Origin of the sequence: Actinomyces sp. 594 (genome assembly GCF_019325145.1) — a bacterium.
Classification (GTDB): Bacteria; Actinomycetota; Actinomycetes; order Actinomycetales; family Actinomycetaceae; genus Actinomyces.
The window spans coordinates 74906-98048 of the sequence record NZ_PIZC01000021.1 but is presented as its reverse complement, the minus strand read 5'-3'; the positions used below and the strand labels follow the sequence as shown (position 1 = coordinate 98048).

Below are 23143 nucleotides of genomic sequence, written 5' to 3'. Positions count from 1 at the left end.
ACGGCCGGCGCCGGCCGGGCCTCGGGACGACGGTCCCGAGGCCCGGCTGGCACACATCCTGCGCGTGCTGGTCGCCGCCCAGGGTCCAGTGAGCGTATTTGACCTGGCGGAACAGCTGCACGTATCCGAGTCCACGATCGAGGCCGACCTGGGCAAGGCCCGGCCGCTGGTGGCCCAGTTCGGCCTACGTCTGGCCCGCGACCACGAGCGGCTGTCGCTTCAGGGAGAGGAGCCCGCGCAGCGCCGCCTCATGCGGCGCATCCTCACTGGGGCCGCCGTGCGCCGGCCCCAGTTCATCGACGTCGAAGAAGTCGCTCACCGTCTCCAGGAGCCGGAACTGCTCGGCTTCAAGAAGCAGCTGCGTGAGGTACTGGATGACTTTCAGCTTTCCATCAACGAGTGGACGGCCGACGAACTGGTCGCCCACATCGCCATCATGGTGGACCGGGTGCGACATGGGCGCTCCGTGGACGCTTCCCGCCTGACGCCCGATGACGCACTCGCCCCGGTGTCCCGTGCGGTGAGCGAACTGGTGGCGAGAGTCTTCGGGGTGCAGGTGCCGGAGCGGGAGGTCGCCTACCTGGCGCTCCTGCTGCTGACCAAGGCCGCCCCCGCCTATCCGGAGGAGACGTCCAGCCCGGAGGTCAGGGCCTTCCTCGACGAGCACTACCTGGCCATGGTCACCCGGATCGTTGCGAAGCTCAACAACAACTACCTGGTGGACTTGTCCGACGAGCGTTTCATCGCTTTTCTCGCCATGCATGTGCGCAGCCTGGTGCAGCGGGCCGCGCAGCATGGCTCGGCGCGGATTCCCGTGGGGCAGTCTGTGAAGAACACTCACCCGCTGGTACATGAGCTGGCCGTGTTCATCGCCCGGCATATTCAGCTGGAGACCGGTATAGAGGTCAGTGAGGACGAGATCGGCTTCATCGCCTTCCACGTGGGCGGGCGCCTGCTGTCCATGCATGCGCAGGACGACGAGGTTGCCGTCGCCGTCGTCGTCCCCCGCTACTACGATGTCCACGTCTCCCTGGCACACGCCGTGGAGGCCGCGGTGGCGGGAACCGGGCGCGTGGACCGGGTGATCACGGATGTCGAGGACGTCGGGCCCGACCTGTCTGCCGACCTGATTGTCACGACGGTGCCGCTGCCCCGTGCGCCCGATGTGCCGGTGATCCGGACGGGGCTGCTGCTCACGGACGCAGACCTGGAGCGGATTCGGGAGATGACGGCGAACATTGCTGCCGGCCACAAGCGCTTCAAGGCCGCCGCGTGGCTGACCACGGTGATGGAGCCGGAGTTGTTCACCCGGATCCCGGGCGGGCAGGATCGCGATACGGCCCTGGAAACCGCGGCGAGTCTGCTCGCCCGTGCCGGTGCTGTTGGCCCGGAGTTTCTCGATCAGGTCAAGGAGCGGGAGCGGTTATCGACCACGGCCTTCGCCTCCGGTGCCGCGATCCCGCACACGATCGAGATGACCGCCGCGCGCACCGCGATTGCCGTGTGCCTGGCCGACCGTCCCGTCGACTGGGGCGGCACGCCGGTCAAGCTCATCGCCATGCTGTGCCTGTCCGCTGACAGCCGGGACGCCTTCGGGGATGTGTTCGACGCCGTGATCAAGGCGCTGGTGGATCCCGCCAAGGTCGCCCGCCTGGCCGCGGCCGACTCCTACGACGCCTTCGTGGCCACCATGCTGGACATGCTCTGAGCCGGGCGGGGTGTTTGCCGTGGTCTGTTGTGTCGCGGGACAACCAGGCACGTCCCTGTCACTAGATGCACCACATTCGCGTGCCCGGATGCTCATCCTCCCTGCCAAAGCCGCGGATTCATGCGGCTGTGCTGTCGCGTCCCGAACCCGACCGAGTGGAAAGTGGTGCAATACGTGACAGCTGCGAGCGTCCTCGGGCATTCGCGCGCGTCTAGCGCCAGGAAATCACGCGCAACGAGGATGATGTCGGCGTCTCCACCCCATATCGACCGACCTCGGTGAGGGGAGGGGCGGGGATGAACGGGGATGGGGGACAATAGGCGGCCTGATGAGTGACAACGAGCGACCAACCCGGCGCGCGGACCGCCCTGAAGCCGGCAGCAACAACGGCGATGGCAGGAGAGGGCGGCGTTCACGAGGGGCCCGCCGCGGGCGCGGCCGGCGCCAGTGGCGGGGCTTCACCCCCGAGCAGCTCGAGTCCCGCCGCGCCGCCGTCCCGGTGATCACCTACCCGGAGGAACTGCCCGTAAGCGCCCGCCGCGAGGAGATCGCCGCCGCCATTCGCGATAACCAGGTAGTGATCGTGGCCGGCGAGACCGGCTCCGGCAAGACCACCCAGCTGCCCAAGATCTGCCTCGAGCTCGGCCGCGGCATCACCGGCATGATCGGTCATACCCAGCCGCGCCGCATCGCCGCCCGCTCGGTGGCCGAACGCATCGCCTACGAGCTGTCCACCCCCATCGGCCCGGACGGCGTGGTCGGCTACCAGGTGCGCTTCACCGAGGAGACCGGCCCGGGCACACTGGTCAAGCTCATGACCGACGGCATCCTGCTGGCGGAGATCCAGTCCGACCCGCTGCTGCGCCGCTACGACACGATCATCGTGGATGAGGCGCACGAGCGCAGCCTCAACATCGACTTCATCCTCGGCTACCTGGCCCGGCTCCTCCCCCAGCGCCCGGACCTGAAGGTCATCATCACCTCCGCCACCATCGACTCCGAGCGCTTCGCCGCCCACTTCGGCCAGGCCGCGCCCGCCGCACAAGACCCTCCGCCCGCCGCGCAGGAGGCCCCACCCGCCGGAGGCGGCCGCACCGACGCCGCCACCCGCACCAGCACTTCCAGCCGCCCGGCGGGGCCCTCCCGATCACCGGCGCCGGTGATCGAGGTGTCCGGGCGCACCTACCCGGTGGAGATCCGCTACCGACCGCTCGTGCCGGACCCCGCGGACCCCGATGCTGCCGCCACCATCTCCGGCGCCCAGGACTCCTCCCCCGCCGCCCGGGGACGTCAGGGCACCGGGGCTACGCCCCCCGCGCCAGAGACCGAGCGCGACCAGGTCACCGGCATCCTCGACGCCGTCGACGAGCTCATGGCGGCCGGCAGCGGCGACATCCTGGTCTTCCTGGCCGGTGAGCGGGACATTCGCGACACCGAGTCGGCCCTCATTGACCATCTGGGGCCGCGCTACACGCCGCACGGGCGCACCGCCACGCCCGGCGCGGTCGAGGTGGTGCCGCTGTTCTCCCGCCTGTCCGCCGCCGAGCAGCACCGCGTGTTCGAGGCGCACGCCTGCCGCCGCATCGTGCTGGCCACCAACGTGGCCGAGACCTCCCTGACCGTGCCAGGCATCCGCTACGTCATCGACCCCGGGCTGGCGCGCATATCCCGCTACTCCAACCGCACCAAGGTGCAGCGCCTGCCGATCGAGCCGATCAGTCGGGCCAGCGCCAACCAGCGCTCCGGGCGGTGCGGACGCGTCGCCGACGGCATCGCCATCCGCCTGTACTCCCAGACCGACTTCGAATCGCGCCCGGAGTACACCGAACCGGAGATCCTGCGCACCTCCCTGGCCTCGGTGATTCTGCAAATGGCCGCGCTCGGTCTGGGGGACGTGCAGGACTTTCCCTTCCTGGACGCCCCCGACTCCCGCGCCGTACGCGACGGCCTCCAGCTGCTGGGCGAGATCGGCGCCATCGAGACGGCCGGCGCCGGAACCGGACGGCGACGGCGGAGCGGCCGGGGCGGCAGCGTCGGCGGGCCACGTCTGACCGAAGTGGGCCGGCGCCTGGCCCGCCTGCCCATCGACCCGCGGCTGGGGCGCATGCTGCTTCAGGCCGGTGAGCTCGGCTGCGTCAGCGAGGTCATGGTGATCGTGGCTGCGCTGTCCATGCAGGACGTGCGCGAGCGCCCGGCCGACCACCAGGAGGCGGCCGACGCCCTGCACCGGCGCTTCGCCGAGCCGACCAGTGACTTCCTGACCTATCTGAACCTGTGGCGCTACCTGCGCACCCAGCAGCGCGACCTGTCCGGCTCCGCCTTCCGGCGCATGTGCCGGGCCGAGTTCCTCCACTACCTGCGGGTGCGCGAGTGGCAGGACGTGTACAACCAGCTGCGGCAGCTCGCCCGCCCGCTGGGGCTCGCCGCCGCCCCCGTGGACCTGCCCACCGCGAGCGCCGTGCGCGCGGCCGCCGCCGGCCTGGAGCCGGGCACGCAGGCGGCAACCATCGCCCACGGGGACGTGGCGGCCGCCGTCGTCGCCCTGGGGCGCAGTGCGGACACGCCCAGCGCCGACGCCATCCACCGCTCCCTGCTGGTGGGACTGCTTTCCAACGTGGGTACCTGGGATGAGCGCCGCCGCGAGTATGCGGGCGCGCGCGGCAGCCACTTCGTGATCTGGCCGGGCTCGGGGCTGCGGCGCAAGAGCTACGACTGGGTGATGACGGCGGAGCTGGTGGAGACCTCCCGCTTGTTCGCGCGCACCGTCGCCAAGGTGGACGCCCGCTGGATCGAGGAGGCGGCCGGGGCGGCTGGGCTGCTGCACCGCGTGTACGGGGAGCCGTACTGGTCCACGCGCCGCGGCGCCGCGATGGTGCACGAGAAGCTGCTGCTGTACGGGATGACGCTGGTGGCCGACCGCCCTGCCACGCTCGCCTCGGTGGGTACGGCCGATGCGCGCGAGTTGGCGCGGGAGATGTTCATCCGCTCCGGGCTGGTGGAGGGCGGCTGGCACGCCCGGCACGGGTTCGTGGAGCGTAACCGGGCGCTGCTGGAGGAGCTGGCCGACGTCGAGCAGCGACGCCGGGAGCACGGGCTGCTGGCCGGCGACGAGGCCCTGTTCGACTTCTACGACGACCGCCTACCCGACGACGTCTACGGCGCGAACGACTTCGACGCCTGGTGGAAGCGGGAGCGCCACAACCGTCCCGACCTGTTCGACTTCACCCGCGAGCTGCTGCTGCCCGGCGGGGACGACACCACCGGCTACCCCGACACCTGGGTGCAGGGGGATCTCACCCTCGGCCTGGAGTACGTGTTCGATCCGGGTGCCCCAAATGACGGGGTGAGCGTGCTGGTTCCGGTGGAGGTGCTGGGGCGCCTGGAGCCGTCGGGCTTTGACTGGCTGGTTCCCGGGCTGCGGCCCGAGCTGGTGGTGGACACCATCCGCGCCCTGCCCAAGCGGGTGCGTCGTGCGCTGGTGCCCGCGCCCGACGTCGGGGCGCAGGTGTGGGAGGCGATCCGCCGGGAGGTGACTGGTGCGGCCGGGGGCGCGGGGGCGCCGTCGGCGCCGCAGGTACCCTTCCGCGAGGCCTTCGCGGATGCGGTGCTGCGGTTGCGGCAAGTGGAGATCACCGAGGCCGACTGGGAGGAGGCCGCCGAGCGGCTGCCCGACCACCTGCGCATGGCCTTCGTGGCGGTGGACGGCGCTGGCCGGGAGCTGGATCGGGACAAGGACCTGGTGTTGTTGCAGCGCCGTCAGGCGGGCCGCACCGAGGCGGCTGTGCGCGACGCCGTACACGGGGCGATCGCGCAGGCCATGGCTGATGCGCAGCGGACGCAGGGGCGACGCCGAGGCGGGCGTGGCAAGCGGCGCGGCGCGGGCACGGTCGCGCCGGGAAGCGCCCGGGGCGGCGTCGGCGGTCACGCCACGGGAGCGTCGAGCGGTGGTGCGAAGGGGATGCGCGGCGTCGGGCCGGGCCTGGCCGAGCGCGCGGGGCTGACGGACTGGCCCAAGGGCGTCACCGGCCTGGAGGGCCCGGATCGCTCCACCATTCCGGCCACAATTGAGACCCCGGGCACGGCAGGGCTGGTGGTGCGCGGCTACCCGGCCCTGGTGGCGACCGGGGTGCGCCGCGCGGATCTGCGGATCCTGCCCGACGCCGTCGCCCAGGAGCGCGCGCACGGCGCGGGGGTGACGGCGCTGGCGCTGGCCCGCACCGCCCTGCCCACGGCCCGCATCACCTCCCGGTGGAACCCCACGGAGACGCTGACGCTCGCGGCAAGCCCCTACCGGAGCACCGAGGCGCTGGTGGAGGACATGCAGCTGGCAGCCGCCCGGGTGGTTGCCGGTCGGTGGGCTGCCGCGCGGCGCACCTCCCTGGCGGGCGTGCGGGAGCAGGTCGTGTTTGAGGAGCTGGTGGCCGTCTTGCGGCAGGAGCTGGAGGATGAGGTCTACCGCGTAGCGCAGATCGCCGCCAAGACACTGGCCGCCCAGCGGGAGGTGGAGCGGGAGGTGTCGGCCCACACCTCGCTAGCGCTGCTGAATACGCTGCAGCAGGTGCGCGAGCATGCGGCGGCGCTGGTGAAGGACGGTTTCATCGCCGCCACCCCGCCGGAGCAGCTCCCGCACCTGCCCCGGTACTTGAAAGCGCTGGCGATGCGGGTGTCCAAGGCGGAGTCCTCCCCCAGCCAGGATGCGGCACTCGCCTACCAGGTAGAGCAGGCCGGGCAGCTCTTGTCCGATGCCCGGGCCCGGGCCGCGGCGCTTCCGGCGGACCCCGAGCGGGAGGCCGCGCTGGTCGAGGCGCGCTGGCTGATCGAGGAGTTGCGCGTGAGCCTGTTCGCGCAGACGCTCGGCACCGCCCGCAAGGTCAGCGTGCAGCGCATCAGCAAGCTGCTGGCGAAGGTATGAGCGGTATTCGGGGCAACCGTCACCGGAGGACCGGCCCAAACACGGGGCTTATTCGATACGCTGTCTGAGTTCGCGCGCCATACGGACAACACAATCGACCTCTGCCATGGCAGCTTCAAGCTCGCGGCCTGCGCGAGCCATCAGTAACATCGCGCCGTCGGCCTCATCTTCACCAGAGAGAGCGATAAGGGCGCGCTCAGAGGCGTCCAACACACCAAATACACTAAAAAGCCCTCGAGCGATGCCCTGCGAATCACCCGCGCTCGCCTCAATCGCACGGAGGCTGTCGCCAACAGCTGCAAAATCAGTGCCCACCGAGGCCGTCACCCGGATCATCATCGGCCTCAGCGTCAGGCACCCACCTCAACACGCTAATCTGAGAAGCACCACTTGCCGCGTCTCCGCAGAACGTTGAACAATTATGTATCTGAGCCGCTGCACGAGATGCTGCGGCATACATGTCTTCGCCACCAGGCGTGCCACCAACCGCCGCCTGAATACTAACACAAAGGTCAGCGCACTGACGGCCGAGCACAGCGAGCATGTCGTGCGCAGTCAACAAGCGATCGCAGGCCTCTTCGCGAAGCCGTTCTCGCACAGGATCGACTTCCCATCCCATGACAGCTCACTTCGTCACATCAGCGATGAACAGCTCGCTAACGGAGATGAGCCCCTGTAGCCTCGCCGCACCATCCCTGACCGCCCGTTGAGCCGAGTCGATCTCGGCGACCGCTTGCTCACCCGTCTTCGAGCCTCGAACTACCGTCATCAGTGATCGAGAATGCTTTCCGAGCGCGTCAGCACAAAGCACCGAACGCGTTACTACATCCTGGGCATCAGTGCTGACGCGATAGACTGCATCGACCACATCCTGAATCGACTGCACGAATAATACCTCCTCATAGCTGCTCAATACGGAAGAGCGCATCCTTAGCACGCCGCACCTGTTGCAGAGACTTCTTTAGTGAGTCATCCGCCTGCTGCAGGGCGGTCATCATTCTACGGTCATATCCCGTATTACTTCCGCTCAACGCATCCCGAACCTGACGCATTTGCTCTGAATTACGTCGAAGAAACCCGCTGATTAGAACCTCCTGGTCGTCGAGCTGTCTACGCAGATGGGACACCTGCGCGACGGCCTGTTGCAGCAGTGACATCGTATTCCCTCCTATGCACCATAGCTAGACACCTGGACAAAGTTGCTCAAAGGATGGGACCACTGTATACGGAATGATTGTACGCGGGTACGACATGCCTATAGCATCCCATGCAAGCATTCGATTATCACGAGGAGTCCATTCGAGTAGCGGGTCATCGAACAGACGGCGTGCGGACTGACGATCCAAGCCATATCCGAGTTTGACGTCGAAATGCGCAGCACCACCAAATCCCACCAAGTCCTGAAAGGCACCGAACTTCGACCACCAACAAACGAAATGAATGCCGTTGAGCGGGCCTTCCGCAATGAGCGACTCGAAGGTTGCGGACGACCTCAAACGTTCCATCCCCATTCCGACAACATATACCTCATGCTCCCCTGCACCCCCTGACCGCACAGCACCGATCAATTCCTCTAGATATCCCTCAACGCCGTTACCATCTATTGTGCGGACAACGGCACCACAAGAGCGTAGCCCCTCCACCCAGTCCTCATCATCCCCAGCAGTGTCGCGCATCGAATTCGACAGGTCGAGGATGGCGACCTCCGGCCGTCTGCCTCTACCTGCCGGTAGCACCAGTGAAGTAACGATGGATAGCAGCGGCGCGACAGCATTCGTCGGACCGACTAGCGCAATGTTGCGTCCTAGGCCGCGAGACATGTCGGCTTGAAGGCAAGTACCGTCAACATCGAGCTGTTGACCTATCCAAGCGATGGGGGGAGAGTCCTCGTGTACTGCGTGCTCGGCAAGCGCCCGGTCGTCAACCAGAGAACGAGCATCCTCACCTTGAAACACGTACGGTCCGCCCTGCCCCTGAAACAGAGAGAACCACTCATGTCGCTTCGGAGCCAGTACAGCCTCGTCGGCAAATGCGATTGCGACCTTCTTATTTGCCGCGGGCTCACCGTAATCAAGATTGACGATTGCCTCCCTGCTGCGTAGGTATGACGCAGCGGAGTTGTTCGGGCCCAGAGTAGCGTGCGACTCCGCCAATGAGTTCTTCAGCGCGACTCGCACCGGGACCTGGCCGAACAAGCCTTCGGCAGCGGCACCCATCAGGGAGGCGTTTCCGCCTATAGTTTGCGATGCCAGTATGATGTGTATACCGGCGGCGCGAAACAGCCGTACCGCCTTTTGAAGAAGATCGGCTATCTCATCGGAGACGCGGTCGCGCTCCGCGAACATCATCTGGAACTCATCTACTATGAATAGGACACGCGGCATCGCAGCACCAGGGCGCATACGACGATACTCGCGGATGTTCTGTACCCCAGCGGACTTGAAAGCGCGCATCCGTTCGGCATACACATCGAACAGGTGTCGCAGCACCGACAAACCAAACTCGCGATCTGCCTCCAACCCGATTACCCTGGCGTGAGGAAGGAAATCTCCCTTTGCATCGCCAGCGAATCGCTGGAGAGTGACCCCTTCCTTGAAATCAAGAAGATATAGCTGCAGTTCCTCGGGCGAGTAGCGCCCACATAAGGAGTGCACTATCACCGAGATCAGATTCGATTTACCCTGCCCAACTGCACCGGTAATCAGCGCATTGTGGCGCTGATTCACCTCATCACCGAGAGTTATTGATATGGATGCCAGCCCGTATCGCCCGATTGCAAACGTTATTCCTTCAGCCGAGGAATGCTGCCAGGACTCCCCAGCGGGCTCAATGTCATGGAACGGCACCACTGCAACCGACTGCGTACGCACCTCACGACTGACACGACGCGCCGTTGTTATTAATGAACGAGCGTCCGGTGGTGTGTAATGCCCCAGGTGACGGCCTTCGGCGGTGCGGACAACTGTGCCGCTGACATTGAGGCGTTCAAACATGCCGAGAACATACTCATTTACCCCTAGGTCCATCGAATGGACCAGAAAAGTCACTCCGTTCTGAGGCCCGACCTTCGAGAGGGTTACTAGGTCATTTTGTACGGCCTCGTCCAGCAGTCCGAAGTCAGTTGCGATCACAACAAGCTTGTATCCCTCGATTGGGAACTGAACGTCATCCCGAAAATCGACTAGGGAAGCACAGCGTCCTTGAACCACATTTTGTACACCCTGGATGTGTCCGCGCAGATACTCAATCATCTGCGAGAGCTCTTTAGAGTTGCTCACCACCCTAAGGAGCTTTTCGCCCCCATTATTGATGTCTTGAAACGGTGACGCTATGCCTGACAGCGCGTCATCGTACACAATCACCTCTAGTTGGCCGGCAGTCGTCCCTTGAAGCGCTGCGGCAGTCAAGAACTGGACAAATGCGGTGGATGATGAGTCCGTTAGCGAGTCATCGACCCAAAGATTGGATGCACCAATGAATGGCACGGAGCTGGCACCCAAGTTGACACTCCGACACACGCGAAGCACGAAGCGCCCCTTTCCCGGCAGGCTTCAATTATTTGATTGTGCGCCCAGCCTCTTGTCGGATTTTCTCATACAGCTCGTTGTACCGCCTGACTTTGCTCTCATATTCCTCGATCGCCTGCTTTTGCTGCGAGATCATGTAGAACCAGACGCCAAGGACGCCCAGAATCACGAACGCGACCAATATCGTCGCGGCACTGGGCGCAGCAAACAACACGATCAGAGCCACTACCGCAGCTCCGCACAACTTGACGGGGAACCCCCAGGGCTCTTCAGGCTTCTTCTTCGTCTCATTGTCCAAGCTGATGACTTCCAGGCATTCATCGATACACTTGGTTATCGTCATCTTTGCGCCCGAGTCCGCCCGGCTAGCGGCGATCTGGGTCTTCATTGCGCCGAGTGCACGAGTCGCGACCTCGTTGTCCTCATCGGTATATGTAAGAATAACAGCTTTGCACGCGTATCCTACCAACCGCTCATGTATTACGGGCAGCACCTGCTCACGCAAGGACAGCCCGGCAAGGCATGTTTCCCATCCCGCTTTGAAGTTTTTCAGGGCAATCTGCGCCAGCGACATCCGCGCATAGATCTCAGGCTTAAACGGGTCGGGAGCTCTTTTCAGCGCTCGCTCCAGACTCGCGAGTGCTTTATCATATTTCTCGTTCGCGATGAAAGTGGCACCGCGGACCTCATGTACTTCAACCGTGTCGTCGCCCTGTTCGTCAAGAACGTAGGCCTCCGAGGCGTATTCCTCAGCGCGCCTGGAGTCGCCATCGGCCATCTCGATCCAAGCAGACACGACGTAAGCGGTTGGATCATCTCCATCGTGCTGGCGCGCTTTTCTTGCGGAGACGCTTGCCGGCCCGTAATCTTCACTGAAGTAGTAGTTCCACGCCCTGGCGACCCAATCTACTTTCGTCTCGTCTTCAGAGGAGGGCGCGGAGCTAAGCTGCCTCCGATAACGAAGCATTGAGTCCTCATCGGCGAACACCTGGCTGGCAGCATCAATCATTGATAACTGCTGCCGGATCGCATCGCCGCGCTTCCCGGCGAGTGAAGCGCGCTTCTCCCATTGGGCACGAGTGCGGTGGAGTTTGTCCTGGATCTCGTCGATCGAGGCACTGCGTTCGATCCCGAGTTCCTTGAAGTAGTCGACTACGCCAGTCTGGTCACCAGGTGCTGGGGGGGGCAAACTGCGTCATAACTGTCCTTGTCATGGGATGTGGCGCCAAGCAGCTCGCTAGGCGATCTGGAAGTTACCAGTACGTCAGCTGTGCGTCAACCCGGTTCATGTTGCTCTCGTCACAAATCTCGCTGGTGGCACAGAAACTTCCTGATCCAGATCGTCGGGCTACCTCCGACCCCGAGCGGGAGGCCGCGCTGGTCGAGGCGCGCTGGCTGATCGAGGAGTTGCGCGTGAGCCTGTTCGCGCAGACGCTCGGCACCGCCCGCAAGGTCAGCGTGCAGCGCATCAGCAAGCTGCTGGCGAAGATATGAGCGGAGCCGGTCCCGCGGGGCCCGCGCATGTGGGGCCCGTGCAGATGTCTGCACGGCGGTCTCGCCTATGACCAGTTCACGTGTTCAGTCGGCATTGATCGCGTCTATGGCGGCATTTCCTGACCGCCTGAATAGCCCCGCCTCTAGTTAGCACTGATCGCGTCTATGGCGGTCTTGGCGGTCTTCAGGTCGGCCCCGGTGCGTTCGCGGTAGGCCTTGATCGCCATAAGCAGCCGACCAGAGGTCACCAACTCGATCTCGTCCGGGTTCGGTGGCGGGAAAGAGGAGGAAGGTCCGGCGGCTGGGGAGGCGACGGCCGGGGCGCGGCCCGCCGCGAGTTCAGCGGACGCCGCGTCAATCGCGGTCTTGGCGGCCTTCAGGCCCAGTCCGGTCCGCTCGCGGTAGGCCTTGATCGCCGCTATCGGCTGACCACTGGTGATGAGATCCAGTTCCTCGGCTGAGACTTCGGCCGCCCCGATGCCGGTATCCGCCCCGGCGGGCATGCTCGCAGCGGCGGTGTTGCCCCTGACTGCGTCGACGATGGGCGCGGGCGCCGACGTGGCCTTGGACTTATCGCGTCCGAAGAGCCAGGAGAACAGGCCGGTACGTGGAGCGTCACTCATAGCAGCGCAGCCTAGATTATGCGGGTCGCCGTCGGCGCGGATTCTGCCGGACAGGCGCCTGGAGTGTCCTAAACGATGACAAACGAGGTAGGCGGGCGTCGACGTCCGCGAAAAAACCTTGGAATCATGCGGGTGCCAGATCAGGCCCGGAGTGCAGGGCGGGTGTTTGTCATCAATTTTGACAACTAGCGAGCATCACCGCACCCCCGCGGGGCTTCTGCCGCGCGTTGAGGCACACCACCACGCGGCACTCACCCGGCAACCGCCACAGTCCATGGCCCCGCTGATGCTGAGCGATCACGAGCCCGGCCGTCGAAGTGAGTACCGCTGCCGTCGCCAGCACCACGGAGACGATGATGAACGCACTCACCGTGTGGGCGGCATCGGTCATGTCGCTGCGGATGGGAACGCCCCACTGGTTGACGCCGGTGGCCGCGGACGCAGACAACAGCGAGCCGCGCATGACCATGAATTGGCCGGATACGCACGCCCCGGCCACAACCGCGACCACGCAGGCCCAGGTCTAGGAGGAGGCGTGACGCCGCAGGTCGGCTAGCAGTAGGTGCATCATTGCGTCGCGCCCGCCCCTCGAGTGTGCAGAACGGCTCGGCCGACGGCGTCACCGCCCGGTATCACAGCCATGAGGCGACCCGCTGCCGCTCCCCGCCGCTGAGTTCGTGGGGCAGGTGGCGGTCCTGGCCGGTTACCCCCAGTCGTTCCAGGGCCGCATCGACGGCGGCAACGTCCGCCCGACGCCGCCCGGGCAGCGTGATTACGCGCCGGAGTGCGGTGATGTCGATCGCCGGGGTCTAGTGCCGGGCTGCTGAGATGTCGGCTAGTGGGGCGCCTGCGGGACCGCCCGCTGTCCGCGCCGCCATCGACCTGCGTGCCGCTTATCCAGGGCTGCCCGTTGTTGTCCTGTCCGCCTGTCCGCCTACGTGGCTGGGCCGTACTTGCGTTAGCTGCTGGATGGGTGGCCCCGATGCCGGTGCGGGTGGTGTCGGCTACCTGCTCAAGGAACGCGTCGGCCGGGTCGCGACTTCATGCGGAGCCTGGACGTGGTGGCGGCCGACGGGGTGGTGGTCGACCCGGAGGTGCTGTCCCGGCTCATGCGCGCGGGCTCGTCCCTGGAGCTCACTGACCGTGGTGACCCCGAGCCCGCGCAGGGGGACGCGCACGCCGCCGCTGGACGGCGCGCAGGGCGCCGTCACAGGACTGCGGACACCAGCCGGCACACGTTGTCGATGTAGCGCCGCCACCATGGCTCCTTGGCCCACTCCTCAACGGTCAGCTCGGTGGACACACGGCGGTAGTAGGCGTCATTGGCGCGCAGCAGGGCATCCAGGTCGCCGCCAAAGGCGAGCAGCATCATCTCGTAGTTCAGGGCGAAGGAGCGGAAGTCCATGTTGGCGCTGCCGATGACGCCGACCTCGCCGTCGACCGTCATGTACTTGGCGTGCAGGACGGTTGGGGCCGGGTAGCGGTAGATGCGCACGCCGGCAGCGAGCAGTGCCCCATAGTAGGAGCGCTGAGCATGGTTGACGATGAGGTGGTCGGACTCCTTGCCGACGAACAGCTCCACGTCCACCCCCCGGTAGGCCGCCGTGGTCATGGCCGCCAGCAGCGCCTCGTCGGGGATGAAGTAGGGACTGGTGATGGATACGCGCCGGGTGGCGTTCTGTATCAGGGACAGGAACATGCGCAGATTGGGCTCGGTGGGGTAGCCGGGTCCGGAGGGCACCAATTGCATGGCGTTGACAACCGCCTCGGGGCGTCCCGGCTGCGGAGAGGGGGTACCTACCGGGGGGCGGCGCTCCAGCACCTCGGTCACGTCCGGCGCGCCCGGAAGCGCGTCCTGCACCTGTAGCACCTCGCCGGATTCGAAGAACCAGTCCATGGCGAAGACCGTCTCCGCCTCCACCACGATGTCCCCCGTTACCTCCACAGACAGATCCGCCCAGGTCCGTCCAGCACGAATGTTGGAGCGCAGCCGGTAAGTGGGGTCGATGATGTTGTGCGAGCCGATGAAGGCGCGCTCACCGTCAACGGTGAGAACCTTGCGGTGGTTGCGCAGGTCGGGACGCCGGAAGCGGCGTTTGTGCGGCAGCAGCGGCATCATCAGGCGCCATTTGATCCCGTCCTCGGACAGCCGCCTGCCGAAGTCCTTCCAGCCGGGGTACTTCCGTGAGCCAAGGTGGTCCACCAGCAGCCGCACGGTCACTCCGCGGGCGGCGGCACGGGCGAGCGCGGAGTAGAAGACGTCGGTGACCTCATCCCAGCTCTGGATGTAGAACTCCACGTGGACGTGATTCTGGGCGGTGTCGATCAGACGGGCCATGGCCGCGTAGGTCTCCGCCGAGTCTGAGTGCAGGGCCACGACCTCACCAGTGACGCAGGGTAGGCCGGTGAGCTTGCGGTTCATGCGCAGCACCGAGCCGAGGTGGGGTGAGGGGCGCGCGCCGGCCGGAGCGTCGGGCATGCCCGCAGTGAACTCATTGACCGCCGTATTGGCCTCCAGCTGCTGCTGGTAGCGCTTGCCGTGCACCCAGGGGCTGCCCAGGAACACGTACAGCGGCAGGCCCACAACAGGCAGTAGGAAGATCAGCAGCAGCCAGGCAGTGGACGACGACGGGCGGCGGTTCTCCGGGACGGTTCCCAGCGCCGCGAACTTGATCACGTACTCCAGGACGACCCACGCAGTCGTCAGTACTGGGTGCCACTCCATATGAGTAATCCTCACACGTCGCCGTCACGCGGCGCATCGGCGCGCCTGGTGCCGGGCGAGCCTGAGACGGACGCGCGCAGCGTGTCACTGCGCAGTCGATGGCGTCGGGTCTCCGAAGAGCGCGCGGTAGTAGCCGTAGAAGTTCCAGTTTCCCCAGCTGGTGCAGTCATCACCGCCGGAGGCGGCGGCTGCGTTGGCCAGGTAGGGCGTGTAGTTGTACAGGCCCGCAGTCGCCTGATTGGCAGCGGTCAGCTCGCCGGTTCCGCACTGTGCGTCGGGCGAATACGCGAGCTGCGTCGTCGTACCCGCAACCACCTCGAATCGGTGGGGATCGAGCCGGTAGGTCTGGAACTGGGAGGCGGCACCGTATACCTGGCGGAAGAATCCCGCGTACTCGGAGTCGCACTCCTGCCCGTCGGGGCAGGCGTAGCCGGTGGCCGCCTCGTAGCGGCGAGCGGTCAGGCCCGAACCGGACGCGGTCAGCAGCCCCTGCTCCTTATGCAGCAGCACTAGCAGTACGCGCGGGTTGATGTCGCAGGAGTCAGCCACCTGGGAGATGATCTCGGCCGCCGTCTGCCCCTTCGCGGCGGTGTACCCGCCGGGGCAGGCGGTGGTGGCCTCGCGGTCCTCGGTGTCGAAAGTGGCGTCCGCCAGGCAGGGGGTGCCGTCTGCTCCGGTCTGGCAGCCCTCGTTCGCCGCGGTGATGAATGCGGCGATCTCGGCGCTGGTCATGGTGGTCGAGTCGTAGAAGACGTCGTCGTCGATGATGAGGCCCGCGTCAAAGCCGGTCATGTCACGCGTGATGGGAGTGGGCTCGGTGGGGGCGGCGGGCGGTGACGGAGACGGCGGGGTGTCAAGGGCATTCATGACCAGTAGGCCAAGCAGCAGCGTGATCAGGAATGAGCTGAGGAAGATGCCTACGGAACCGATGCGGCGGGGCTTGCGCCGCCCGCGGGTTCTACCGGGGTGAGGCGTGCGGGCGGAGCGCCCCCCGGCGCGAGCCGCATCGGCCAGCCGCGTGCCGCGAGCGGATGCGGGCGCGCGCCGCCGGTCCGATGCCGCCCGGTGGCCGGAGGAGGTGCGGCGCGGTGTGCCTTGCGGTGAGCGGCGCGTCGGTCGGTCGGCGGGGCGTGACATTGAAGTAATGCTGCCACAGCCTTTGCGGATGACGCAGTTACCCGCCCCCGGTTGCCGCAGCGCCGGAGCTCACATGGCGGGGCGACGGTCCTGACAGTCGATCGTCTACGCTCATCGCATGAATCTGTCCGAGGTGCTCCCGCTGGCCCGGCTGCTCATGGCCGAGCACGGGGTGGGCGACTGGTCGGTTTCCCTGGACCGGGCACGACGGCGCGCCGGCCTAACCGACCACTCCCGTCGGCGCATCACCCTGTCCCGGCAGCTGATGGCACTGTATGACGAGGCAGAGGTACGTGAGACGGTGCTGCACGAGATCGCCCACGCCCGCGTGGGAGCCGCCCACGGGCACGACGCCGTCTGGCGCGCAGAGGCCCGCAGGATCGGCGCCAGTGGCCGGCGGCTGGTCAGCGAGCGGGCGCCGCGCGTGCCGGGCCGCTGGGTCGGTACCTGTCCTGCCGGTCACACCGTTGACCGGATGCGCCGCCCGGCGCTGCCCTGCTCGTGCTCCCGCTGCGCTCGCGGCTTCAGCGCAGCCCACCTGCTGGCCTGGTCCTACGACGGCGTGCCCGTAAGCCCGCAGGAGATCAGTCCGGGATACGCCCGGGCCCTGGCGCGTCTGGAGAGTATGCGGGGTTGAGCCGTTCATCCCAGGTGACGACGCCGAATCCTCCACGGGGATGACCCCGCGGTGGACGCGGTGCCGCAGAATCGCGCAGGCAGGACCTGTCCGGCCTGTTTCCGCCCGCGAGTATTCAGGAGCGAACCGATGATTGTCACCACCACCCCCACCGTTGAGGGCTACCCCGTCACCCAGTACCTGCGCGTCGTATGCGGAGAGACGATTGCGGGCGTGAACATGTTCAAGGACTTTGCCGCCGGTATCCGTAACGTGGTGGGCGGCCGCTCCCAGGCTTACGAGAACGAGTTGATTCAGGCCCGGGAGACGGCGCTGGCGGAGATGGTGCAGCGCGCGCAGGAGCTCGGCGCGGAGGGCGTGGTAGGGGTGGACATCGACTACGAGGCCCTCGGCAGTGACAACGGCATGCTGATGGTGACCGCCTCCGGCACCGCGGTGCGCTTCTCCCGTCCCCAGTAAGGCCCCGGTAAGCAGCCGGTATTCGGCGCCGGCCGCCCCTGCACCAGTGCCGTGCCTAGCGGTGGAGGGAGCGGGCGGCGCTGATCACGACCGCGGCTGCCCGCCCACGGTGGATTCGCGTACCACCAGCCGCGGCGGGAAGGTGATGTGCCTTACCGCGGGGTCGTGGGACAGTAGCAGGTCGGCCGCGGCCGCCCCCATCTCCCGCATAGGCTGACGCACGCTGGTCAGCGGGGTGATGAGTTCCGCGGCAACAGAGATGTCGTCATACCCGACGATGGCGACGTCGTCTGGGATGCTTAGGCCGCGGCGACGGACTTCTCGCATGGCGCCGATGGCCAGCTGGTCGTTTGCGCACAGCAGCGCCGTCGGCGGCGTCTGCCCATCCAGCAAGGTGGCCGCCCCGACTGCGCCCGCATCCGCCGTGAATCCCTGGCCACCACTGACGGCCTCGATTTCAGTTAGCGCTTCAGCCGGGTCCAGGCCCGCCCCGGCCAGCGCGGCGACGACGCCGTCGCGCCGGTCGACGGCCTGCCGCACCGTCAGTGGGCCGTTGACGAATCCGATGCGGCGGTGTCCTAGCTCGATCAGGTGAGCCGCTGCCGCGCGAGCGCCGGCGACGTCGTCCCCGGACACGGTGGACAGCTCGGCGGAGATCGGCGGGTGATCCATGAGCACTACCCGGATGCCGCGGCCGGCCAGAACGGCGAGGTTGTCGAGGGTGGAGGCCGAGGGGGTGATGATCACCCCGTGGACGTCCATGCCGGCCAGCAGGCTCATGAGCTGATGCTCGCGCTCGGGGTCGGAGTCGGTGGAGCCGAGCATTGGCACGCGGCCGTCGGCGCGCAGCCGGTCCTCAATGCCGCGGGCAGCCTCCGTGAAGAAGGGGTTGGAGATGTCGTGGACAAGCACGCCCACCAGTGACGAACCACCGTGGCGCAGGCGACGCGCGGTTTCAGAGCGCACGAAGCCGAGCTCGTTGATGGCGGCGCGCACACGGTCGATCGTTGGCTGGGCGACGCGCTCGGGATGGTTTAGGACGTGGGAGACGGTGCCTACCGAGACTCCCGCCCGTTCGGCGACGTCACGCACCGAGGGACGTGCCATGCTCGCTCCTTCTGCTACCGGGGACGTCCGAGCCGTCCCGCTGCTCGCTGCCAGGTGTGATCGCGGCCGCGCGGCTCAGTCGCGGCCATGAGTCATCTTTCCAGGTTGTCGGCACGGACGCCGCAGGCAAGGCCCAGTCGTCGCCAGCCGGCGCCCGAGGAGCACGTCACCAATAGACAGCGAATCAACCGTATAATCAGTTCCCGACTGATTGGAGTTCAAAGATGACCGCCAGCAACACCCCTGAGTCCCGACCCAAGACGCTCGTCGTCCACTACTCCGCCCACGGGCACACCCGGCGCGTGGCGGAGACCCTCACGCGGGCGCTCGGAGCCGACGCCTTCGTGCTGACTCCCGCCGAGCCCTACTCCGAGCCGGATCTGGACTACAACGATCCGCGCAGCCGGGTCTCGCGGGAGCACGTTGATCGGAGCCTGCGGCATGTGCCGCTGGTGCAGGACGCCCCCGACGGCTTCACCGGCTACGACACCGTGCTGGTCGGATACCCCATATGGTGGGGCGAGGCCTCCTGGGTTTTGGGCGACTTCGTACGGAATAACGACTTCACCGGCAAGATCGTGGTGCCGTTCTGCACGTCCTTCTCCTCGCCAGTAGGCGCCAGCGCACGCGACCTCGCCGCTCTGGCCGGCACGGGTGACTGGAAGCCGGGGACCCGCCTGGAGGTGAGCACCAGCGCCGACGGCGTGCGCCGCTGGCTGGAGGGGCTCGGGGTCGCGGCATAAGGCTCCCGCGAGTCCCGACGGCGTCAGACGGTGCCCGGCCGCGAGGCCGACGTCCCGTCCGATCGGCGTCGTCGGGTATTCGCACGCCTGTGTCAGCGTGCGGCTGGCGGCCACACTTGCAGTATCGTGACACGGGCGTGATATGTGGGGTAGGTTGAGGCCGTTGTTGCGTGGGCTGCCCACCGCCCGCGCGTGCTCCTGTCCGGTACGCCCCGAGAGCCGAGGCCCCTTTAATGCCGCACTCCCCCACCCATGATGCAGACGACGCTGACGTCCGCATGGTCCCCAACAGGAAGCTGGAGGCGATCCAGGAAATCAAGTCCTACGCGGTGGGGTCACGCCACCGCCTGGACGCCCAGGAATTCACCTCCACCACGGACTCCGCCACCCACAACAGCGAGACCTTCGACGCCGGGCTGAGCGATGAGGTGTGGACCTCACCGGTGGCCGATGACTACCGCACCAAGATCGATGCGGCCGACTCCGGCGCCTACGACGCGATCGGTGACATCGTCTCGGACCTGACCGACGCGGAGAACGCCTTCTACGACGCCGGGCTGGACGTGGTTCCCGAGGACTCCGCCCTGGCCGTCTGGCCCAGTTCCTAGTACCTCCCGCCCCCGCGCCTGTGAACCGCACGCGAAGCAAGGAGCCGCAGCCCCATGGCCTTCATCAAGATCGACACTGACAAGATGCAAACCGTCGTCGACAACCTGGAAGACCGCGCCAAAGCGATCGACTACGAGCGCAGCAGCATCAACCAGACCAGCGCCTACTACCACGACCCGGTCCAGTCCGTGGCCGACGCGACCGAGTCCCTGCCCGGCTTCCTAATACCGGGACCCGGATCGGGAACCCTGGCAGCCTACGCATCAGCCATGCGCGACCTGGCCGACCAGCTGCGCTCGCGCCGCCAGGAGGCCATCGACATAAACGAGTCCGGCATCACCATGACCAACCCCGACGGCACCCTGTCCTACTACCTGCCCGACCCACCACCAGGCACCACCGACGAGGCCGCCTACTGGCGCAACACTGACACCGTGGCCAACGTCCACGCCTACAACACCGGCTCAGTCGAAACAGCCAAAGCCGAGGCCACAGAGCTCCAAGAAGCACTCGCCAACGGCACCTCCTCCCAAGGCCGCACCCCCGAACAAATCCTCGACCAAATCAACAAGCACCAAGACATCCCGATCTATGGGGCGGCGTTCGTCGACGCGCTGGGCACCGAGGAGTACCTGCAGCTCGTCTACGCGTTAGACGGGCATTATCAGGTCGGCTATGACGGGGACGATGGTGGCGAGCGGTTCACCAAGTCGTTGGAGACTCTCGCGCACATCCTGGCCGCCGCCAGCCAGGATCAGGCCGGTGGGGCGGGGCTCGCTGCCGACTTCGCCAACGCCGTCGATCCGACGGTCATTCAGCCGCAGCTTGAGAACCCGATGACGGCCCTCAATGCGCTGTTGTCAGTACCGGATACCGCGTACGGTACAGGGTTTCTTGGTGTGCTCTCGGACAATCTTGAGGACATCGACCCGGCCTCGGTCCCCTTCGCCGGTGCGCCACCGTTCGTGAATGGTGAGTTCTATACGGCGGACCCGTTGGCCGGCGTGCTGACCGCCATGGGTTCCAACTCCGAGGCCTCCTTGAACTATCTCACCAGTGATGGCACAAATGACGCCGAGATCGAGAAGCGTTGGGAGATGCTCAGGCAGCGCGACTGGGACTTCCACGGTGGTACCGGGCTGGACGGGTTGAGCGCGGCCACGGCCGCTGCCTCCGCCTACCGGGGCGCTGACGGCGACCCCAACGCGCCGGCCGACGCGGCCGAGCGCGCCACCTGGATGACCGCGCAGGCCATCCCCTTCTTCGTCAACGACGTTGAGGAAGCAGATTTCACCGCCACCATGAAACAGAACCTCGCGGTTCTGCTCGGCAACAGCCCCAAAGAACTCGCAGGCCTGGCCAAAGACGGCTCTCTGGAAACCGATCAGCGCTATGGGTTGTCTGGCCTAGTCACCGATGCGGAGTTCGAGACCTTGCTGTACCGCATCATCGATGACGAGAACGCAACCGGCACCCTGGCCGCTGCCATGGGCCAGTACCACCACAGCAGAATCGACTCCGAAATGTCCACATCCACGGATCCCGGAACGACCCTTGCCGTACAGTACAAGGATGCAGCCGCAACCATGGGCTATCTTGATGGCATTGCCGAGCTACGTGCAGGTGACAACAGCGCCGCGCGGGCCAACACCAAGTCCAATATGGGAACCGCACTGAGCGTGTTCTCTACGGTACTGGGCGCCGGGGTCGGCGCAATGACCGGAGGGACCAGTCTGGCGGTAGCTGGCCCGCTGCTGTACAGCACCGGCTCCACCGTCGCCAGACCCATTATCGTTGACCAGCTAACCAAGGATTGGAACACTCCGGACACTGTCGATGCAGCCGATATCGACACGGTACTGCGAGCCCAGGCCTATGTTGATGCCGCGAACTACGGCCTGCTCAGCGACGCCACCATGGAGGCGGCCGCCACCGGCAACAACGGAGGGCCATTCTCCTTCTACACCGAGGCCGACGGGCAACCCACCATCACCGCACCCGACCCCATGACACCACAAGCCGCCCACGAATACATAAACTGGGAAGACCTGGTCCACGACTCCGTCATGGACAGTCTTGACGTCAATATCGAAGCGGGTGATCAAACAGGCTGCAAGCAGGGCCATGGCGCAAAGGTCATCAAATGAGCCAGCAGAACACGTAGGCGTTATGAGGAACTCTCTTATTATGCGATCCGAAGCAAGCACACCCCGCCCCAGGCGCCGTCTGCCGGCTGCACTGATAACGCTACTACTGGCATGCGCGCCTTTGGTGGCGTGCGCGCATTATTTCGGAAGCGAACTGGACATTCCTGGTCTTGATCCAGGCACCGCAAGCAGTGACCAGGGCAATGCCCGGGCCGCCTTGGACTACCTCACTCCCGATGGCGAGACCAGCGACGGGAAGTGGATGCCGGGTGAACAGACCCAACAGCGGTGGGAGGCGCTCGAAGAAGGCCACTGGAACTCCACCTCCCTGGAGGAACTCACTGCCGCCATGGCCGCAGTCTCAACCATGCGCACCGACCAAGACGAGCAAACCGCCGCAAAGGCCACGTGGATAGTCGCCAAATCAATGGAGTTCGCTGTCGGCCAGGTACCCCTTAAGGACTACACCAGCACCATGAAGCAGAACCTCGCCGCCCTGCTCGCCAACAGCCCGAAGGAACTAGCCGGCTTGGCCAGCGGCGATTCCTTGGACGCTAGTCCACCGGGCTATGACCTGTCCGGCCTGGTCACTGACACGCAGTTCGAGACCGTCCTGTACCGCGTCATCGACGATGAGAACGCCGCCGACACACTGGTGACCACGATGCTCCAATACCACCACGACCAAGTCGGTTCCAACATGCCTACGGCCACGAACCTCGAGGCCACCCTACGCGGGAACTACAGGAACGCAGCCATGACCATGGGCTACCTCGATGGCATTGCCGAGCTGCGGGCGGGCGACAACACTCCGGACACTGTCGATGGGGCCGATATCGACACGGTACTGCGAGCCCAGGCCTACGTTGATGCCGCTAACTACGGCCTGCTCAGCGACGCCACCATGGAGGCGGCTGCCACCGGCAACAACGGTGGTCCCTTCTCCTTCTACACCGAGGTCGACGGGCAACCCACCATCACCGCCCCCGACCCCATGACACCACAAGCCGCCCACGAATACATAAACTGGGAAGACCTGGTCCACGACTCCGTCATGAACAGTCTTGACACCGAGATTAATGCTGGCTACAGCCTTGGCTACGACGAGGGACAGGCAGCCAAAGCCATCAAATGAGACCGTCTAAAGCTCTTGTCCTGAGTGCCGCATTTTTGCAGCACGCCGTTACGTTGCGACGCGATACGCATGCACACCTGGGTGCAGTCACCCTGGAGGGTTATTCATGGGGGGTGTGGGGGATTTGCGACACGCGCGTGTGGCGGGTGTGTGCTAGGGCGGCTCGTTCCTGCGAGGATT

The 23143-nt window shown here is 65.9% G+C and carries 20 protein-coding genes; 10 read left to right on the top strand and 10 right to left on the bottom strand.

The features are described from left to right. On the top strand, positions 1-1708 hold a 1708-nt coding region (locus GZ998_RS03230), incomplete at its 5' end, for a transcription antiterminator (RefSeq protein ID WP_219109006.1). 328 nt (positions 1709-2036) lie between these two features. Continuing rightward, a complete protein-coding gene (gene hrpA / locus GZ998_RS03225) occupies positions 2037-6620 on the top strand; it encodes an ATP-dependent RNA helicase HrpA (protein WP_219109003.1) in 4584 nt (1527 codons plus the stop codon). 48 nt (positions 6621-6668) lie between these two features. On the opposite strand, the gene GZ998_RS03220 is transcribed toward hrpA, so the two are convergent. The 5 genes from GZ998_RS03220 to GZ998_RS03200 form a co-directional block, all read right to left on the bottom strand. Then, positions 6669-6959, bottom strand: coding sequence for a hypothetical protein (locus GZ998_RS03220; protein WP_219109000.1), 291 nt, complete (start codon positions 6957-6959; stop codon positions 6669-6671). Between the two features lie 286 nt (positions 6960-7245). Beyond that, positions 7246-7506, bottom strand: coding sequence for a hypothetical protein (locus tag GZ998_RS03215; RefSeq protein ID WP_219108997.1), 261 nt, complete (start codon positions 7504-7506; stop codon positions 7246-7248). Between the two features lie 13 nt (positions 7507-7519). Continuing rightward, complete coding sequence (locus GZ998_RS03210) at positions 7520-7777, bottom strand: hypothetical protein (protein WP_219108994.1); 258 nt, start codon at positions 7775-7777, stop codon at positions 7520-7522. Between the two features lie 24 nt (positions 7778-7801). Then, on the bottom strand, positions 7802-9976 hold the full coding sequence (locus GZ998_RS03205) for an FtsK/SpoIIIE domain-containing protein (protein WP_308807146.1): 2175 nt from the start codon (positions 9974-9976) through the stop codon (positions 7802-7804). Between the two features lie 199 nt (positions 9977-10175). Next, positions 10176-11336 carry a M48 family metallopeptidase gene (locus tag GZ998_RS03200; RefSeq protein WP_219108990.1) on the bottom strand — a complete coding sequence of 387 codons (1161 nt, stop codon included), beginning with the start codon at positions 11334-11336 and terminating at the stop codon, positions 10176-10178. Positions 11337-11359: 23 nt separating this feature from the next. On the opposite strand from GZ998_RS03200, the gene GZ998_RS13465 reads away from it, so the two are divergent. After that, positions 11360-11641 carry a DUF3418 domain-containing protein gene (locus GZ998_RS13465; protein ID WP_306823031.1) on the top strand — a complete coding sequence of 94 codons (282 nt, stop codon included), beginning with the start codon at positions 11360-11362 and terminating at the stop codon, positions 11639-11641. 143 nt (positions 11642-11784) lie between these two features. Here the strand turns inward: GZ998_RS13465 and GZ998_RS03190 are convergent, their stop codons facing one another. Both GZ998_RS03190 and GZ998_RS03185 read right to left on the bottom strand, forming a co-directional pair. After that, positions 11785-12264, bottom strand: coding sequence for a hypothetical protein (locus GZ998_RS03190; protein ID WP_219108985.1), 480 nt, complete (start codon positions 12262-12264; stop codon positions 11785-11787). A 172-nt stretch (positions 12265-12436) separates the two neighbouring features. After that, positions 12437-12775: a hypothetical protein gene (locus GZ998_RS03185; RefSeq protein ID WP_219108982.1), complete on the bottom strand. Its 339-nt coding sequence runs from the start codon at positions 12773-12775 to the stop codon at positions 12437-12439. A 532-nt stretch (positions 12776-13307) separates the two neighbouring features. Between GZ998_RS03185 and GZ998_RS12985 the strand changes: the two genes are divergently transcribed. Further along, entirely contained in the window at positions 13308-13514 is a 207-nt protein-coding gene (locus GZ998_RS12985; protein ID WP_237564261.1) for a hypothetical protein, read from the top strand. On the opposite strand, the gene cls is transcribed toward GZ998_RS12985, so the two are convergent. After that, complete coding sequence (cls, locus tag GZ998_RS03175) at positions 13472-14989, bottom strand: cardiolipin synthase (RefSeq protein WP_219108979.1); 1518 nt, start codon at positions 14987-14989, stop codon at positions 13472-13474. The genes GZ998_RS12985 and cls overlap by 43 nt on opposite strands. An 84-nt stretch (positions 14990-15073) precedes the next feature. Continuing rightward, positions 15074-16126, bottom strand: coding sequence for a hypothetical protein (locus GZ998_RS03170; RefSeq protein WP_219108976.1), 1053 nt, complete (start codon positions 16124-16126; stop codon positions 15074-15076). A 118-nt stretch (positions 16127-16244) separates the two neighbouring features. On the opposite strand from GZ998_RS03170, the gene GZ998_RS03165 reads away from it, so the two are divergent. Both GZ998_RS03165 and GZ998_RS03160 read left to right on the top strand, forming a co-directional pair. Continuing rightward, positions 16245-16763, top strand: a complete 519-nt coding sequence (locus GZ998_RS03165; protein WP_161923532.1) for a SprT-like domain-containing protein — start codon at positions 16245-16247, stop codon at positions 16761-16763. A gap of 129 nt (positions 16764-16892) precedes the next feature. Continuing rightward, positions 16893-17222, top strand: a complete 330-nt coding sequence (locus tag GZ998_RS03160; RefSeq protein ID WP_161923531.1) for a putative heavy metal-binding protein — start codon at positions 16893-16895, stop codon at positions 17220-17222. An 84-nt stretch (positions 17223-17306) separates the two neighbouring features. On the opposite strand, the gene GZ998_RS03155 is transcribed toward GZ998_RS03160, so the two are convergent. After that, positions 17307-18329: a LacI family DNA-binding transcriptional regulator gene (locus GZ998_RS03155; protein WP_161923530.1), complete on the bottom strand. Its 1023-nt coding sequence runs from the start codon at positions 18327-18329 to the stop codon at positions 17307-17309. A 224-nt stretch (positions 18330-18553) separates the two neighbouring features. Between GZ998_RS03155 and GZ998_RS03150 the strand changes: the two genes are divergently transcribed. From GZ998_RS03150 to GZ998_RS03135, 4 genes are all read left to right on the top strand, one after another. Continuing rightward, positions 18554-19072 carry a flavodoxin gene (locus tag GZ998_RS03150; protein ID WP_219108973.1) on the top strand — a complete coding sequence of 173 codons (519 nt, stop codon included), beginning with the start codon at positions 18554-18556 and terminating at the stop codon, positions 19070-19072. Between the two features lie 233 nt (positions 19073-19305). Continuing rightward, positions 19306-19680 carry a hypothetical protein gene (locus tag GZ998_RS03145; RefSeq protein ID WP_219108970.1) on the top strand — a complete coding sequence of 125 codons (375 nt, stop codon included), beginning with the start codon at positions 19306-19308 and terminating at the stop codon, positions 19678-19680. A 54-nt stretch (positions 19681-19734) separates the two neighbouring features. After that, positions 19735-21828, top strand: a complete 2094-nt coding sequence (locus GZ998_RS03140; RefSeq protein ID WP_219108967.1) for a DUF6571 family protein — start codon at positions 19735-19737, stop codon at positions 21826-21828. Between the two features lie 40 nt (positions 21829-21868). Next, positions 21869-22963 carry a DUF6571 family protein gene (locus tag GZ998_RS03135; RefSeq protein ID WP_219108964.1) on the top strand — a complete coding sequence of 365 codons (1095 nt, stop codon included), beginning with the start codon at positions 21869-21871 and terminating at the stop codon, positions 22961-22963. The last annotated feature ends 180 nt before the right edge of the window (positions 22964-23143 follow it).

Coding starts and splice junctions, on each gene's coding strand:
- GZ998_RS03160 (WP_161923531.1), top strand. CDS start 16,893: ATGATTGTCACCACCACCCCCACCGTTGAGGGCTACCCCGTCACCCAG.
- GZ998_RS03145 (WP_219108970.1), top strand. CDS start 19,306: ATGCCGCACTCCCCCACCCATGATGCAGACGACGCTGACGTCCGCATG.
- cls (WP_219108979.1), bottom strand. CDS start 14,989: ATGGAGTGGCACCCAGTACTGACGACTGCGTGGGTCGTCCTGGAGTAC.
- GZ998_RS03220 (WP_219109000.1), bottom strand. CDS start 6,959: ATGATGATCCGGGTGACGGCCTCGGTGGGCACTGATTTTGCAGCTGTT.
- hrpA (WP_219109003.1), top strand. CDS start 2,037: ATGAGTGACAACGAGCGACCAACCCGGCGCGCGGACCGCCCTGAAGCC.
- GZ998_RS03165 (WP_161923532.1), top strand. CDS start 16,245: ATGAATCTGTCCGAGGTGCTCCCGCTGGCCCGGCTGCTCATGGCCGAG.
- GZ998_RS13465 (WP_306823031.1), top strand. CDS start 11,360: ATGGGATGTGGCGCCAAGCAGCTCGCTAGGCGATCTGGAAGTTACCAG.
- GZ998_RS03150 (WP_219108973.1), top strand. CDS start 18,554: ATGACCGCCAGCAACACCCCTGAGTCCCGACCCAAGACGCTCGTCGTC.
- GZ998_RS03190 (WP_219108985.1), bottom strand. CDS start 12,264: ATGAGTGACGCTCCACGTACCGGCCTGTTCTCCTGGCTCTTCGGACGC.
- GZ998_RS03210 (WP_219108994.1), bottom strand. CDS start 7,777: ATGTCACTGCTGCAACAGGCCGTCGCGCAGGTGTCCCATCTGCGTAGA.
- GZ998_RS03155 (WP_161923530.1), bottom strand. CDS start 18,329: ATGGCACGTCCCTCGGTGCGTGACGTCGCCGAACGGGCGGGAGTCTCG.
- GZ998_RS12985 (WP_237564261.1), top strand. CDS start 13,308: ATGCGGAGCCTGGACGTGGTGGCGGCCGACGGGGTGGTGGTCGACCCG.
- GZ998_RS03170 (WP_219108976.1), bottom strand. CDS start 16,126: ATGTCACGCCCCGCCGACCGACCGACGCGCCGCTCACCGCAAGGCACA.
- GZ998_RS03140 (WP_219108967.1), top strand. CDS start 19,735: ATGGCCTTCATCAAGATCGACACTGACAAGATGCAAACCGTCGTCGAC.
- GZ998_RS03135 (WP_219108964.1), top strand. CDS start 21,869: ATGCGATCCGAAGCAAGCACACCCCGCCCCAGGCGCCGTCTGCCGGCT.